The organism is Achromobacter deleyi, from assembly GCF_013116765.2.
GTDB classification, from domain to species: Bacteria; Pseudomonadota; Gammaproteobacteria; order Burkholderiales; family Burkholderiaceae_B; genus Achromobacter; species Achromobacter deleyi_A.
The window spans coordinates 4901675-4915512 of the sequence record NZ_CP074375.1; the positions used below are offsets into that span (position 1 = coordinate 4901675).

At 63.4% G+C, this 13838-nt stretch carries 16 protein-coding genes; 13 read left to right on the forward strand and 3 right to left on the reverse strand.

All coding sequences use genetic code 11. The features are described 5' to 3' along the window. The first annotated feature begins 10 nt into the window (after positions 1-10). The 8 genes from secY (at position 11) to rplQ (ending at position 4955) form a co-directional block, all read left to right on the forward strand. Complete coding sequence (gene secY, locus HLG70_RS22160; RefSeq protein ID WP_025136326.1) at positions 11-1336, forward strand: preprotein translocase subunit SecY; 1326 nt, start codon at positions 11-13, stop codon at positions 1334-1336. An 8-nt stretch (positions 1337-1344) separates the two neighbouring features. After that, complete coding sequence (gene infA / locus HLG70_RS22165) at positions 1345-1563, forward strand: translation initiation factor IF-1 (RefSeq protein ID WP_003806927.1); 219 nt, start codon at positions 1345-1347, stop codon at positions 1561-1563. Positions 1564-1597: 34 nt separating this feature from the next. Next, a complete protein-coding gene (rpmJ, locus tag HLG70_RS22170; RefSeq protein ID WP_003806928.1) occupies positions 1598-1711 on the forward strand; it encodes a 50S ribosomal protein L36 in 114 nt (37 codons plus the stop codon). 43 nt (positions 1712-1754) lie between these two features. Beyond that, entirely contained in the window at positions 1755-2120 is a 366-nt protein-coding gene (gene rpsM / locus HLG70_RS22175) for a 30S ribosomal protein S13 (RefSeq protein WP_008168996.1), read from the forward strand. A 15-nt stretch (positions 2121-2135) separates the two neighbouring features. Continuing rightward, the gene (gene rpsK, locus HLG70_RS22180) at positions 2136-2537 is read left to right on the forward strand and encodes a 30S ribosomal protein S11 (RefSeq protein ID WP_006216516.1); all 402 of its coding nucleotides are present in this window, start codon (positions 2136-2138) and stop codon (positions 2535-2537) included. Positions 2538-2548: 11 nt separating this feature from the next. Then, positions 2549-3172, forward strand: a complete 624-nt coding sequence (gene rpsD, locus HLG70_RS22185) for a 30S ribosomal protein S4 (RefSeq protein ID WP_013397000.1) — start codon at positions 2549-2551, stop codon at positions 3170-3172. Positions 3173-3386: 214 nt separating this feature from the next. Further along, on the forward strand, positions 3387-4373 hold the full coding sequence (locus tag HLG70_RS22190; protein WP_171667055.1) for a DNA-directed RNA polymerase subunit alpha: 987 nt from the start codon (positions 3387-3389) through the stop codon (positions 4371-4373). A 186-nt stretch (positions 4374-4559) separates the two neighbouring features. After that, a complete protein-coding gene (rplQ, locus tag HLG70_RS22195) occupies positions 4560-4955 on the forward strand; it encodes a 50S ribosomal protein L17 (RefSeq protein WP_171667054.1) in 396 nt (131 codons plus the stop codon). Between the two features lie 110 nt (positions 4956-5065). Here rplQ and HLG70_RS22200 read toward each other — a convergent pair whose 3' ends face one another. Continuing rightward, positions 5066-5503: an HIT family protein gene (locus tag HLG70_RS22200; protein WP_171667053.1), complete on the reverse strand. Its 438-nt coding sequence runs from the start codon at positions 5501-5503 to the stop codon at positions 5066-5068. 121 nt (positions 5504-5624) lie between these two features. On the opposite strand from HLG70_RS22200, the gene cutA reads away from it, so the two are divergent. From cutA to HLG70_RS22215, 3 genes are all read left to right on the forward strand, one after another. Further along, positions 5625-5972 carry a divalent-cation tolerance protein CutA gene (gene cutA, locus HLG70_RS22205; protein WP_171667052.1) on the forward strand — a complete coding sequence of 116 codons (348 nt, stop codon included), beginning with the start codon at positions 5625-5627 and terminating at the stop codon, positions 5970-5972. After that, the gene (gene dsbD, locus HLG70_RS22210; protein WP_171667051.1) at positions 5972-7867 is read left to right on the forward strand and encodes a protein-disulfide reductase DsbD; all 1896 of its coding nucleotides are present in this window, start codon (positions 5972-5974) and stop codon (positions 7865-7867) included. The genes cutA and dsbD overlap by 1 nt, the downstream gene beginning before the upstream one ends. Positions 7868-8076: 209 nt before the next feature. Beyond that, the gene (locus HLG70_RS22215; RefSeq protein ID WP_171667078.1) at positions 8077-8958 is read left to right on the forward strand and encodes a DMT family transporter; all 882 of its coding nucleotides are present in this window, start codon (positions 8077-8079) and stop codon (positions 8956-8958) included. A gap of 85 nt (positions 8959-9043) precedes the next feature. Here the strand turns inward: HLG70_RS22215 and hemB are convergent, their stop codons facing one another. Both hemB and yihA read right to left on the reverse strand, forming a co-directional pair. Next, entirely contained in the window at positions 9044-10060 is a 1017-nt protein-coding gene (hemB, locus tag HLG70_RS22220; RefSeq protein ID WP_171667050.1) for a porphobilinogen synthase, read from the reverse strand. Next, positions 10057-10680 (reverse strand): ribosome biogenesis GTP-binding protein YihA/YsxC, encoded by a 624-nt coding sequence (yihA, locus tag HLG70_RS22225; protein WP_171667049.1) that lies wholly within the window; start codon positions 10678-10680, stop codon positions 10057-10059. The genes hemB and yihA overlap by 4 nt, the downstream gene beginning before the upstream one ends. Positions 10681-10933: 253 nt before the next feature. On the opposite strand from yihA, the gene HLG70_RS22230 reads away from it, so the two are divergent. Beyond that, a complete protein-coding gene (locus tag HLG70_RS22230) occupies positions 10934-11635 on the forward strand; it encodes a c-type cytochrome (RefSeq protein WP_171667077.1) in 702 nt (233 codons plus the stop codon). Between the two features lie 119 nt (positions 11636-11754). Continuing rightward, on the forward strand, positions 11755-13833 hold the full coding sequence (locus tag HLG70_RS22235; protein ID WP_171667048.1) for a cytochrome c biogenesis protein ResB: 2079 nt from the start codon (positions 11755-11757) through the stop codon (positions 13831-13833). Positions 13834-13838 lie beyond the last annotated feature (5 nt).

Consider the following 13838-nt stretch of genomic DNA (forward strand, 5'->3'; position numbering starts at 1 on the left):
GAGGTGACGAGTGGCTAACGCGCAGGCATTGGGCAAAACCGGAGCACGGTACGGCGATTTGAAGCGTCGTCTTGTGTTCCTGGTGCTCGCCCTGGTGGTTTACCGTTTGGGTACACACATCCCCGTACCGGGTATCAATCCGGATGCGCTGGCGGACTTGTTCCGTCAGAACCAGGGCGGGATCCTGGGCCTGTTCAACATGTTCTCGGGCGGGGCGCTCTCGCGTTTCTCGATTTTTGCCCTGGGGATCATGCCGTACATTTCGGCATCCATCATCATGCAGTTGATGTCGGTGGTGGTGCCGTCGCTGGAAGCGCTCAAGAAAGAGGGCGAGGCCGGACGTCGGAAGATTACCCAATACACCCGCTACGGCACTGTCGTGCTGGCGCTGGTGCAAGCAGTGGGCATTTCGGTGGCGTTGGAGTCCCAACAGGGACTGGTGATCGATCCGGGCATGCTGTTTCGCTTCACGACCGTCGTGACCTTGGTCACCGGCACCATGTTCGTCATGTGGCTGGGTGAGCAAATCACGGAACGTGGTCTTGGCAACGGGATTTCCATCCTGATCTTCGCAGGTATCGTGGCGGGTTTGCCCGCGGCGCTGGCTGCACTGTTGGACCTGGTCCGCACCAACGCGATGTCCGTGCTTTCGGCGCTGTTCATCGTGGCTCTGGTGGTGCTGGTTACCGCTTTTGTGGTGTTCGTGGAACGCGGACAGCGCAAGATCACGGTGAACTACGCCAAGCGTCAGGTCGGCAACAAGGTCTACGGTGGTCAAAGTTCGCATTTGCCGCTGAAGCTGAACATGGCAGGGGTGATTCCGCCGATCTTCGCATCGTCGATCATTCTGTTCCCGGCCACGATCACGAGCTGGTTCTCCAGCAGTGAGAACATGCGCTGGCTTAGCGACCTGGCTGCGGCCCTGTCGCCTCGTCAACCGCTCTACATCACGCTGTATTCGGTCGCGATTATTTTCTTCTGCTTTTTCTACACGGCTCTGGTTTTCAACAGCCGCGAAACGGCGGACAACCTGAAGAAGAGTGGTGCGTTTGTTCCGGGCATCCGTCCGGGCGAGCAAACAGCGCGCTACATCGACAAGATCCTGATGCGTTTGACGCTCGCAGGTGCCATCTACATTACGTTGGTGTGCCTGTTGCCGGAATTCTTGGTGATGCGCTGGAACGTTCCTTTCTACTTCGGTGGTACGTCTCTGTTGATCATTGTGGTGGTGACGATGGATTTCATGGCGCAGGTTCAGGCCTACATGATGTCTCACCAGTACGACTCGTTGCTCAAGAAGGCTAACTTCAAGGGCGCGGGTTTGCCGATGCGGTAAGCAAAAGAATGTCCAAGGACGACGTCATTCAGATGCAAGGCGAGGTTCTTGAGAACCTCCCGAACGCGACATTTCGCGTCAAGCTCGAAAACGGCCACGTGGTGTTGGGCCATATTTCCGGCAAGATGCGTATGCATTACATCCGGATCCTGCCGGGTGACAAGGTCACAGTGGAGCTCACGCCCTATGATCTGACGCGAGCCAGGATAGTTTTCCGCTCCAAATGAGCGGAACCGGATTACGGAAAATTAGGAGTCAACCATGAAAGTAATGGCATCGGTTAAGCGGATCTGCCGCAACTGCAAAGTTATCAAACGTCACGGCGTGGTGCGCGTTATCTGCACCGACCCGCGTCACAAGCAGCGTCAAGGCTAACTCGGGTTAGCGACTACGCAACGGATTTATTCAAGGAACAGTCATGGCCCGTATTGCTGGCATTAACATTCCGCCGCAACAGCACGCCGAGATCGGCCTGACCGCCATTTTTGGCATCGGTCGTACGCGCGCTCGCAAAATCTGCGAAGCGGCAAACGTACCCTTTGACAAAAAGGTCAAGGATCTGAGCGACGCTGAATTGGAACGCGTCCGCGAACATGTTGGTTTGTTCACGGTTGAAGGCGACCTGCGTCGTGAAGTACAGCTCTCGATCAAGCGTTTGATCGACCTGGGAACCTACCGCGGTATGCGTCACAAGCGCGGTTTGCCCGTGCGCGGCCAGCGCACTCGCACCAACGCCCGGACCCGCAAGGGCCCGCGTCGTGCTGCTGCGTCCCTGAAGAAATAATCGAGGAACTGGATTATGGCGAAAGCTTCCACCAGCGGCGCTTCGCGCGTGCGCAAAAAGGTTAAGAAGAACGTCTCGGACGGCATCGCGCACGTTCACGCTTCGTTCAACAACACCATCATCACCATCACCGACCGTCAGGGCAACGCACTGTCGTGGGCCACTTCGGGCGGTGCTGGCTTCAAGGGTTCGCGTAAGTCGACCCCGTTCGCCGCGCAAGTCGCCGCTGAAACGGCTGGCCGCGTCGCGCTCGAGTACGGTATCAAGACGCTGGAAGTGCGCATCAAGGGCCCCGGCCCTGGCCGCGAATCGTCGGTCCGCGCTCTGAACGCGCTGGGCATCAAGATTTCGAGCATCGCCGACATCACGCCCGTTCCGCACAACGGCTGCCGTCCGCCGAAGCGTCGTCGTATCTAAAGGGAATCCACATGGCACGTTATATTGGACCCAAATGCAAGCTCTCGCGCCGCGAGGGTACTGACCTGTTCCTGAAGAGCGCCCGTCGCTCGCTGGATTCCAAGTGCAAGCTGGATTCCAAGCCTGGCCAACACGGCCGCACTTCGGGTGCCCGCACTTCCGACTACGGCCTGCAGCTGCGCGAAAAGCAAAAGCTGAAGCGCATGTACGGCGTGCTGGAAAAGCAATTCCGCAAGTACTTCGCTGAAGCCGAGCGTCGCCGTGGCAACACCGGCGAAACGCTGATCCAGCTGCTGGAATCGCGCCTGGACAACGTCGTCTACCGCATGGGCTTCGGCTCGACGCGCGCCGAAGCTCGCCAGCTGGTGAGCCACCGCGCCATCGAACTGAACGGCCACACGGCTGACATCGCTTCGATGCTGGTCAAGGCTGGCGACGTCGTTTCGATCCGCGAAAAGGCCAAGAAGCAAGGCCGCATCAAGGAATCGCTCGACCTGGCCACCAGCATCGGCATCCCCCAGTGGGTGGAAGTCGATACGACCAAGTTGACCGGTACGTTCAAGTCGGCCCCCGATCGTGCCGATGTCGCTCGCGACATCAACGAATCGATGGTCGTGGAACTGTACTCGCGTTAATCAAGCCTGCCAGCGCTTCCTTCGCGTAGCGCTGGCGAGCTGGTCTCGCGACCCGTTTGCACGCCTCGCAGCAGCCCGCTTTCCGCCTTTTGGTGGAGCGGGCTTTGCGGTAAGTATCGGGCAACGTTTTTTGCGCTGTCCGAGTTTCAAGTTTCACCTGTCCATCAGCCTTATCGGTGTAACGAGCCGAGGGTATTGAAAAGGAACACAGTAAATGTCCACTCAAGGTTTCCTGAAGCCGCGCTCCATTGAAGTCGAACCGGTCGGCACGCACCATGCCAAGATCGTGATGGAGCCGTTCGAGCGTGGCTACGGTCACACGCTGGGCAACGCCCTGCGCCGCATTCTGTTGTCTTCGATGACCGGCTACGCGCCGACCGAAGTCCAGATGACGGGCGTGGTGCATGAATACTCGACCATCCCGGGCGTTCGCGAAGATGTCGTCGACATCCTGCTGAACCTGAAGGGCGTGGTCTTCAAGCTGCACAATCGCGACGAAGTTACCCTGGTTCTGCGCAAGACCGGCGCGGGCATCGTGCTGGCCAGCGACATCGAGCTGCCGCATGACGTCGAGATCATCAACCCCGGCCACGCCATCTGCAACCTGACGGAAGCAGGCAAGCTGGAAATGCAGATCAAGGTTGAGAAGGGCCGCGGCTATGTGCCGGGCAACGTGCGCGCGCTGTCGGAAGACCGCACCCACACCATCGGCCGCATCGTTCTGGACGCGTCGTTCAGCCCGGTTCGCCGCGTGAGCTACGCCGTCGAAAGCGCCCGCGTGGAACAGCGTACCGACCTGGACAAGCTGGTTCTGGACATCGAAACCAACGGCGTGATCTCGCCCGAGGAAGCGGTGCGCCAATCGGCCCGCATCCTGATGGACCAGATCTCGGTCTTCGCGGCTCTGGAAGGCGCTGGCGATTCGTACGAAGCCCCGGTCCGCGGCACGCCGCAGATCGATCCGGTGCTGCTGCGTCCGGTCGACGACCTGGAACTGACGGTGCGTTCGGCCAACTGCCTGAAGGCCGAAAACATCTACTACATCGGCGACCTGATCCAGCGCACCGAAAACGAGCTGCTCAAGACCCCGAACCTGGGTCGCAAGTCGCTCAACGAAATCAAGGAAGTCCTGGCTGCACGTGGTCTGACTCTGGGCATGAAGCTCGAGAACTGGCCGCCCCTGGGCCTGGAACGTCCCTAAGGCTTGAACGGGTGGCGCCCCTGATCAGGGGCGTCTCCTGCGGCGCCCGGCCTCACCGCCGGGCGGTTTGCGAAATCGTCGTAAAATGCACCGTTTTCTACCGGACCGCGGCCTGATTGCAGGCTGATAGAAGAGCCGGCAACCCGATGGCGGAAACGCTGTCTCTAGATTCAAAGGAAACTTATCATGCGTCACGGTAATGGCTTGCGTAAGCTCAACCGCACCAGCAGTCACCGTCTTGCCATGTTTCGCAACATGGCTGTTTCGTTGATCACCCACGAAGCAATCAAGACCACGCTGCCGAAGGCGAAAGAATTGCGCCGCGTCATCGAACCCCTGATCACGCTGGGCAAGGAGCCCACGCTCGCGAACAAGCGTCTGGCTTTTGCCCGTCTGCGCGACCGCGATGCGGTGGTGAAGCTGTTTGCCGAGATCGGCCCGCGCTACGCGGCCCGTAACGGCGGCTACACCCGCGTGCTGAAGATGGGCTTCCGTCAAGGCGACAACGCTCCCATGGCTTTCATGGAACTGGTTGACCGTCCGGAAGTCGATGAAGCCGCTGCGGACAGCGCTGCCGAATAAATTTCGGTAGAGCGATAAGCGACAAGGGCGGGTCTTCGGACCCGCCCTTGTTTTATTTGCGCGCCGCATTGCTTCGCGGCGCGGCCAGAACGCCCCTGAACGGGCTGCGCTCAAGAGACGTGCAGTTCCCCGCGCAACTGCGCCGCGGTCGCCGCCAGCGCTTCCTGCGGAGGCTGGGCCGGCATTTTGAATGTCAGGTCCTGCTGTTCGATGTATTGCGTGGAGGTCAGGTCCTGCGGGTGGTGCATGGGGATGACGTGGGCGTGCGCATGCGTGACGTGGATGCCGGTGAAGGCAAAACCCACGCGCTCCACGCCGTAAAGGCGTTTCATGTGGCGCCCCAGCTTCTGCCCCAGGTTCAGGATGTGGCCCGCCAGGTCGGCCGGCATGTCTTCGTAGTAGGGGTAGTGCTGCTTGGGGATGATGAGGGTGTGCCCGGGGCGCACCGGCTGGATATCCAGAAAGGCCAGCAGGCGTTCGTCCTCGTGGATGACGTGCGCGGGGATCTCATGGCGGGCGATGCGGCAGAACAGGCAGTTGTCGGACATGCGTGCCTCGGCGAATGGGATGGCATGGCGGCTCGTTCAGGCCCAGCGGATCCGGGCGGTGGCCCCAATACCGATAAAATACCCCGAGTTACATCCCACGCGGGTATCCCAAGGAGGCTCCATGTTGCGCGATGACGACGTCGTGCTGGTCATCAGCAATGCGCCGGACCTGTTGCTGGCCAAGCGCATTGCGCATGTTCTGGTCGAAGACGGACTGGCCGCCTGCGTGAACCTTGGCGCGGCCGGGCTGTCCATCTACATGTGGAATGGAGAGGTCGAAGGGGCGGAGGAAATCCCCATCCACATCAAAACCACATACGCGCGCCATGCTGCCGTCGTGCAGGCCCTGGCGCAGATGCATCCCTACGATGTGCCCGAGATCATCGTGCTGCCGGTCATCGGCGGTGCGGCGCCATACCTGGATTGGGTGCGCGAGCAGACGGCCATTACGCAGAACAAGAGAGACTGATGTTGCAACTTGCCGGTACCGTTGGCGCGCCGAGGCGCGCCGCCAGCGTGACTCACGCCTTTTCCAGACAATGCCTGGCGCTTCTGGCGATGGTTTTGCTGCTGCTGGGATGGCAGGCGGCCGCGCATGCCGAGACCGAGTTCCTGGAGCCCGAGAAGGCCTTCGTGTTCAGCGCGCAGATGGCGTCGCCGGACACGCTGGAGTTGCGCTATCGGGTCGCGCCCGGCTACTACATGTACCGGGAGCGCTTTGGCATCAGCATCAGCCCGGTCGGCGCGACGACGCTGGGCGAGGCCGTCTATCCCAAAGGCGAGGTCAAGTACGACCCGACCTTTGAGAAGGACATGGAGGTCTTCCACAAGGATGTGGTGATACGCGTGCCGGTGGGTGCGGGCGGGCAGCCCTTCACGCTGACCCTGACGGGCCAGGGTTGCGCGGATGCGGGGCTCTGTTATCCCCCGATGGACAGCAGCGTGAAGCTCACGCCGGTGACGGGTGGATATGCCCTGGCCGGAGCAGGCGCCGCGGCGGCCCCGGTTTCATCCGCGGCTTCCGGGGGCCTGAGCGCGCTGGTCAACGCCGGTGACACCAGTCTGGCGGACGCCCTGGGTGGCCTGGGCTGGATCAAGACGGCAGGCGTATTCCTGGTGCTGGGCCTGCTGCTGGCCTTCACGCCTTGCGTGCTGCCCATGATTCCCATCCTGTCTTCCATCGTGCTGGGCGGGGCGGTGCAGCAGCGGCCGACGCGAGGGCGCGGCCTGGCGCTGGCGGCAACCTATGTGCTGGGCATGTCGGTGGTGTACACGGCCCTGGGCGTAGCCGCGGGCCTGAGCGGGGCCGGGTTGGCGGCCTGGCTGCAGACGCCGTGGATCCTGAGCCTGTTCGCCATCCTGCTGGCGGTGCTGGCGCTGGCCATGTTCGACGTGTTCACCTTCCAGATGCCATCGGGCATCCAGGCCAGGCTGTCCGAACGGTCCTCGCGGGTACCTGGCGGGCGCTACACGGGCGCGCTGGTGATGGGCGCCCTGTCGGCGCTGATCGTCGGTCCTTGCGTTGCCGCGCCGCTGGCCGGCGCGCTGTTGTACATCTCGCAGACCGGCGACGTGATCCTGGGCGGTTCCGCCTTGTTCGCGATGGCCTGGGGGATGGGCGTGCCGCTGCTGATTGTGGGCGCATCGTCGGGCGCCTTGCTGCCCAAGGCCGGCCCGTGGATGGATGGCGTGAAGCGCCTGTTCGGCATGCTGTTGCTGGCGACGGCCTGGTGGATGCTGATTCCCGTGGTGCCGACCTGGGTGCAAATGACGGGATGGGCATTCCTGGCCGTCGTGTCCGCCGTGATGCTGCGGGCGTTCGACGCCTTGCCAGAGGGCTCAGGCGCCGCGCGCATGTTCGGCAAGGGGCTGGGCTTGCTGCTGGCGCTGGCGGCCGCTGCGTGGCTCGTGGGAGCCGCCAGTGGCGGTCGGGACGTGCTGCAGCCCCTGTCGCATCTGGCGGCGCGCGCCGAGGCGCCGGCGGGCACGGCAAACGCAAGCGGGGAGGTCCACTTCGCCCGCGTGCGCAATAACGCCGAGCTGGACGCGGTGCTGGCGCAAAGCCGCCAACCGGTGATGCTGGACTTCTATGCGGACTGGTGCGTGTCCTGCCGCGAGATGGAGCGCTTCACCTTCACGGATCCCGGCGTTGCGCAACGCATGGCGGGGATGGTGCTGGTGCAGGCGGACGTGACCGCGAACAATGCCGACGACCGTGCGCTGCTCAAGCGCTTCCGGTTGTTCGGCCCGCCCGGGATCATGTTCTTCGAGCCCGGCGGCAAGGAAATCCAGGATGCGCGCGTGGTGGGCTTCCAGGACGCCAAGCGTTTCACCGAGTCTCTGGACCGCGTACTGACGCGCTGATCGGGCAAGGGGGCCTGTGACGGCAGGCGCCCGCCTTCGTCTGATGCGCGCAACGCGTCCAGACGCGCATTGAATCGGGGGACGGGGCGGGATACCATGTCCGTTGCGCCGCGTGGGCGGCGCGCCCAACTCCCTCCAGGCCGACGCCCGTGACGTCCCCAACAGTTGATGCAAGCCAGGACCGGCAAGGTCTTATCTATCTTCAATTGATGCTCGTCATGGCCACGTGGGGCCTGAACATCGTCTCCATCAAGTACCTGACGCAGCACATGGACATCCAGGCGCTGGCCGCCGTGCGGATCGTCGTTGCGTTCATCACCGTCACCCTCATCATCAAGGCGCGCCGTGGCCGCATCCCGAAGCTGGGCCGCGCGGAGCTGGGCTGGGTCGCGTTGGCGGGCTTTCTGGTGGTGTACGCGCACCAGGTGGCGCTGGTATCGGGCCTGCGGTTTTCGTCGGCCGCCAACGGCACGCTCATCATGGCCACCAGCCCTTTGCTGTCGGCCTTGCTGGCCGCCATTTTCTATCGTGAAAGACTGACTCTGGTGCGCATTTCCGGCGCACTGCTGGGGCTGCTCGGCGTGGGCATGGTGGTGGCCGGCAGCGGCGCGCAGTTCGGCTTGACCGGCTGGGGCGATGCGATCGTGTTCGTGGCCGTGCTGGTGTTCGTGTGCGGCGGACTGGTCATCCAGCGCATGTCGCGGATGATGGATCCGCTGGGGATGCTCTGGTACATGTACCTGGCCGGCGGGCTGATGCTGGTGGTGCATGCGGCGCTGACGCCGGCGTCCTATCAGACCGGCACGTGGCAGATGGCATGGTGGCCCTGGGTGGTCCTGATGTTCTCGGCGGTGATCGCTTCGGGCGTAAGCAACATCGTGTGGAACGCCGGCATCGCCCGGCTGGGCATCAGCCGCGCAGCCCTGTTCGTGAACTGGCTGCCGATCTTCGGTTTGCTGTTCGCGGCCTTGTTCCTGGATGAACACGTCACGCCGACGCATGTGGCCGGACTGGCCTGCGTGCTGGGCGGGACATGGCTGGGGCTCAGGCGTGGCGCGGCGCCCGTGCGCGCCGATGCCGTGAAGACCTGATGCCGGCCGCGGGGCGCGGAAGCGGCGTGATCGCCGACCTCCGGATGGCTGCCCCGCGAACGCCGATGCCTGACGCCTGGCGACTTCAGCGCTGGTTCTTGAGCAGCTTCGCGGCTTCGATGGCGAAGTACGTCAGGATGCCATCGGCGCCTGCGCGCTTGAATGCCAGCAGCGCTTCCATCATGACCTTGTCGTGGTCCAGCCAGCCATTGGCGGCGGCCGCCTTGATCATGGCGTATTCGCCGCTGACCTGGTAGGCGAAGGTCGGCACGCGGAACGTGTCCTTGACCCGGCGCAGCACGTCCAGGTAGGGCATGCCGGGCTTGACCATGACCATGTCGGCGCCTTCCTGCAAGTCGCCGGCCACCTCGCGCAGTGCCTCGTCGATGTTGCCCGGATCCATCTGGTAAGCCATCTTGTTGGACTTGCCCAGATTGGTGGCCGAGCCCACGGCATCGCGGAACGGGCCGTAGAACGCGCTGGCGTACTTGGCCGAGTAAGCCATGATCCGCGTGTGGATGTGGCCGTTGGCTTCCAGCGCGCGGCGGATGGCGCCGATGCGGCCGTCCATCATGTCGCTGGGCGCCACCATGTCCACGCCGGCGGCGGCTTGCGTCAGCGCCTGCTTCACCAGGATTTCCACGGTGGGCTCGTTGATCACGTAGCCCTCTTCATCGATGACGCCGTCCTGGCCATGGCTGGTGTATGGATCCAGCGCCACGTCGCACAGCACTCCCAGTTCCGGAAAGCGCGCCTTCAGTTCGCGAACCACGCGCGGGATCAGGCCGTCGGGGTTGGTGGCTTCGATGCCGTCAGGCGTCTTCAAGGCCGGGTCGATGGCGGGAAAGAGTGACAGCACCGGGATGCCCAGCGACACGCACTCTTCCGCTACGGGCAGCAGGGTGTCCAGGGAATAGCGGACCACGCCGGGGAGGGACGGCACGGCTTGTCGCAAGCCGGAGCCTTCGGCCACGAAGACCGGGTAGATCAGGTCATTGACCGTCAGGGCGTTCTCGCGCACCAGGCGGCGGGTGAAGTCGTCGCGGCGCAGGCGGCGGGGGCGGGAAACCGGAAAGTCAGGGGTAATGAGCTGCGGGTTCATGGTACGACCTTGGGAGAAATCCAATTTTCGATATGTTCGCCGGCCTCTTCGAGGCCGATGCGCTCGGGCGCCGAGAAGGGGATGGTGTGCAGGGCGCCGATATCAGCCAGGTCCTTGCGGACGGAGAAGACGGTGCGCATGCGCTGGCCATAGGGCAGCTTGTCGGCCTTGGTGAGCAGCGCCAGCACCGGGCGTCCGGTGGGCGCGATGAAGTTGGCCAGGCGGCGGTCCAGTTCGGTCACGCCGCGGCGGATGTCGATGAGCAGCACGATGCCGACCAGCGATTCGCGATCACGCAGATAGCCGCCGAGAATGTCTGCCCATTTTTCTTTCTCGTTGCGGGCCACGGACGCATAGCCGTAGCCGGGCAAGTCGACGAGAAAGCCGATGTGGCCTTCCGGATCCAGCGGGTCTGGCAAGCCGAACATATTGATCAAGCGCGTGCGGCCCGGCGTCTTGCTGGAGAACGCAAGACGGCGCTGGTTGCACAGCACGTTGATGGCCGTGGATTTACCGGCGTTGGAGCGGCCGACAAAGCAGACCTCGGGAGCGCCGGCGGCCGGCAACTGGTCGAGGCGAGCTGCGGAGGTGAGGAAGGAGGCGCGATGTAGGAGGGACACGGATGGCTTTGGATACGGTTGGTTTCGAGCCCTATTGTATAATCCGGCGTTTGCTACAGTGGTCCCCGTGCGCGGAGCCGTCTTTTTTGCTTACTGTTTAACTGCCTGAAGGCCCCTGTGGGCACTATCGGAGCAGCATCGCAGCAATATTGCAAGCAGGACAAGCAAAACAGGTTCGATACGGTTTTCCTGAGTGTGCGGGCAGGCGTGGGCGCCTTTTTGCGCCTTGATCGATGTGATCGTCGAGGTCTTCATGAAGCGTGTGCTGTCCCGGATGTTGGTCGCGAGCGGGCTGTTGCTCGGCGCCTCTGCCTTCTCTGCTACGAGTTTCGCCGCCGACGGCGCCGCGGGCCCGGCCAAACCAGATGCCGCCAAGGGCGGTCAGCTGTTTGACCAGGGAGACGCGACGCGCGGCATCATTGCCTGTGCCTCCTGTCACGGCGCGGCGGGGAACAGCACCATTCCGGTGAACCCGAACCTGGCCGCGCAGCCCCATGAGTATCTGGCCAAGCAATTGGCCGACTTCCAGGTGAAGCAGGGCGCCAAGGTGCCCGTGCGCAATGGCGCGGGCGGCAATCCGACCCCGATGACCGCCATGGCGCAGAACCTGACGCCGGCCGACATGCAGAACATCGCGCTGTACCTGGCGATCCAGCCGCTCAAGGAGCCCGCCACGGCCGGCCAGGAGAAGCTGGTTGAGCTAGGTCAAAAGATCTGGCGCGGCGGTTTGCCCGAACGCAATGTTCCTGCTTGCGCGGCATGCCATTCTGCCAATGGCGCCGGGATTCCCGGCCAGTACCCCCGCCTGTCGGGGCAGTTCCCCATGTATATCGAAGAGCAGCTGAAGCTTTTCCGCAGCGGCGACCGCAGGAACGACATCATGCACGCCATCGCGGACCGCATGTCGGACGCCGACATCAAGGCGGTGTCGGATTACGCGGCTGGACTTCGGTAGGCGATCGGCTGCAACGTGCGCGGCCGGTCCGCGTTGACGCAACTTGGGCATGACGGAACCTCGTTCCGTCATGCGCTGTCTATGAGGGGGGTAGCCGATAGCGCGGCCCCCCTTTTTTCATGAATTCGACTCGAACCCACTCCCGCCCCTCTTTGCGCAGCCTGCCTGGCGACATCTTTGAACTTCTGGGTTCGATGCGCTTTGCCGTCAGCCTGCTGATGTTCATCTGCGTGGCGAGCCTGGTGGGAACGGTCCTGCAGCAGAACCGCTCGTCCAGCAACTACATCGACCAGTTCGGCCCGTTCTGGTACGAAGTGTTCGACAAGTTCTCCATCTGGCATGTCTACAACAGCTGGTGGTTCCTGCTGATCATGGGGTTCCTGGTCGTGTCGACCTCGGTCTGCCTGATCCGCAACGCGCCCAAGATGCTGCGCGATGCGCGCTCGTTTCGCGAGCATGTCCGGGAAGGCAGTCTGCGCGCCTTTCCGCACCGCGTGGAAACCGAAGCGCCCACCGATGTGCCGCAGACCGCGGCCGGCCTGAAGGCCTTGCTGGGCCGGCTGGGCTATGCGGTGCGCGAGCGCCAGGACCGGGACGGCGTGCTGCTGGCGGCCAAGAAGGGCAGCGCCAACCGCCTGGGATATGTGTTCGCCCATGCGGCCATGGTCATCATCTGCATCGGCGGCCTGCTGGACAGCGAGTTGCCGGTGCGCCTGCAGGTCATGTTCGGCGGCAAGCAACCCATCGTCGAGAACATGCTGATCTCGGAAGTGCCGGAAAGCGGGCGCTTGTCGGTCAATAACCCGAGCTTCCGCGCCAGTGTGCTGGTGCCCGAGAACGGCCAGGCCAGCACCGCCGTGGTGATGGTGGGAGATGGCGCGCTGGTGCAGCCGATGCCGTTCACGCTGAAGCTCAAGAAGTTCGTCGTCGATTACTACTCCACCGGCATGCCCAGCCGCTTCGCCAGCGAAGTCGAGGTGACCGACCCCGACACGGGCAAGACCTTTGACTCGACCATCGAGGTGAACGAGCCGCTGCGCTTCAAGGGCATGACGGTCTATCAGTCCAGCTTTGACGATGGCGGCAGCACGGTCGTGCTGAAAGGCTATCCGCTGGTCGGATCCAGCGACGCCACCTTTGCCGTTGACGGTACGGTGGGCAAGACCAGCGAACTGACCGCTCGCACCGCTGCAGGCCCCCGCAGCATGGGAGTCGAGATCACGGCCATGCGCCCGATCAACGTCGAAGACCTGACCCGTGGCGACCCCAAGGGCGCCAATCAGAGCTTCGCCGAGCATGTCGCGTCGGTGTCCGGCAGCGCCGCCGGCAAGAAAAACGAGAACCTGCGCAACGTGGGTCCCAGCGTCGAATACAAGCTGATCGACGACGCGGGCCAGGCCCATGAGTTCCAGAATTACATGCTGCCCGTCGAACTGGACGGTGCCAGCGTATTCCTGGCCGGTGTGCGCAACAATGCCTCGGAAGCCTTCCGTTATCTGCGCATCCCCGCGGACGATGACAGCTCGATCGCCGAATTCATGCGCCTGCGCGCGACCCTGGCCGATCCGGCCGCGCGCCAGGAGGCGGCCCGCCGCTTCGCCGAGCGGAACAGCCCGTCGGGCACGGACCGCCAGCCCTTGCAGACCGCTGCCGAGCGCGCGCTGGAGACCTTTGCGTCCGGCGGCCTGCAGGCCGTGGCAGCCTTCCTGCAAGCCAACACGCCGGCCGCGGACCTGGAGCGCGCCGCCGATGTCGTGATCCGGCTGATCGGCGCCAGCATGAACGAACTGCGCGCCATCGCGCGCGAGCGCGCCGGGCAGCCCCCGGTGGCCCTCGAAGGCCCGGACGGCGAGCGCGCGGCGGTTTGGTCGCGCCTGGCGGTGGCCGCGATGTCCGACCTGACCGTTTATCCGGCGCCGGTGTTCCTGTCGCTGGCCGACTTCAACCACGTGCAGGCCAGCGTGTTCCAGGTCAGCCGTACGCCGGGCAAGAACACGGTCTATCTGGGCAGCCTGTTGCTGGTCCTGGGTGTTTTCTCGATGTTCTATATTCGAGACCGCCGCATCTGGATCTGGGTCAAGCCGCAAGGCAACGGCAGCAGCGTCCTGGCGGCCATGACGTCCCAGAAGCGTACACTCGACTTCAATCAAGAGTTCGAACGCTTCAAGCAGGCGCTGCTGCGCCAGAAGAGGTCTTAAGGTTA

Excerpts from the sequence above, each read along its gene's own strand:
- infA (WP_003806927.1), top strand. The coding sequence starts at position 1,345 with ATGTCCAAGGACGACGTCATTCAGATGCAAGGCGAGGTTCTTGAGAAC.
- rpmJ (WP_003806928.1), top strand. The coding sequence starts at position 1,598 with ATGAAAGTAATGGCATCGGTTAAGCGGATCTGCCGCAACTGCAAAGTT.
- rpsM (WP_008168996.1), top strand. The coding sequence starts at position 1,755 with ATGGCCCGTATTGCTGGCATTAACATTCCGCCGCAACAGCACGCCGAG.
- rpsK (WP_006216516.1), top strand. The coding sequence starts at position 2,136 with ATGGCGAAAGCTTCCACCAGCGGCGCTTCGCGCGTGCGCAAAAAGGTT.
- rpsD (WP_013397000.1), top strand. The coding sequence starts at position 2,549 with ATGGCACGTTATATTGGACCCAAATGCAAGCTCTCGCGCCGCGAGGGT.
- HLG70_RS22190 (WP_171667055.1), top strand. The coding sequence starts at position 3,387 with ATGTCCACTCAAGGTTTCCTGAAGCCGCGCTCCATTGAAGTCGAACCG.
- rplQ (WP_171667054.1), top strand. The coding sequence starts at position 4,560 with ATGCGTCACGGTAATGGCTTGCGTAAGCTCAACCGCACCAGCAGTCAC.
- HLG70_RS22200 (WP_171667053.1), bottom strand. The coding sequence starts at position 5,503 with ATGTCCGACAACTGCCTGTTCTGCCGCATCGCCCGCCATGAGATCCCC.
- cutA (WP_171667052.1), top strand. The coding sequence starts at position 5,625 with ATGTTGCGCGATGACGACGTCGTGCTGGTCATCAGCAATGCGCCGGAC.
- dsbD (WP_171667051.1), top strand. The coding sequence starts at position 5,972 with ATGTTGCAACTTGCCGGTACCGTTGGCGCGCCGAGGCGCGCCGCCAGC.
- HLG70_RS22215 (WP_171667078.1), top strand. The coding sequence starts at position 8,077 with ATGCTCGTCATGGCCACGTGGGGCCTGAACATCGTCTCCATCAAGTAC.
- hemB (WP_171667050.1), bottom strand. The coding sequence starts at position 10,060 with ATGAACCCGCAGCTCATTACCCCTGACTTTCCGGTTTCCCGCCCCCGC.
- HLG70_RS22230 (WP_171667077.1), top strand. The coding sequence starts at position 10,934 with ATGAAGCGTGTGCTGTCCCGGATGTTGGTCGCGAGCGGGCTGTTGCTC.
- HLG70_RS22235 (WP_171667048.1), top strand. The coding sequence starts at position 11,755 with ATGAATTCGACTCGAACCCACTCCCGCCCCTCTTTGCGCAGCCTGCCT.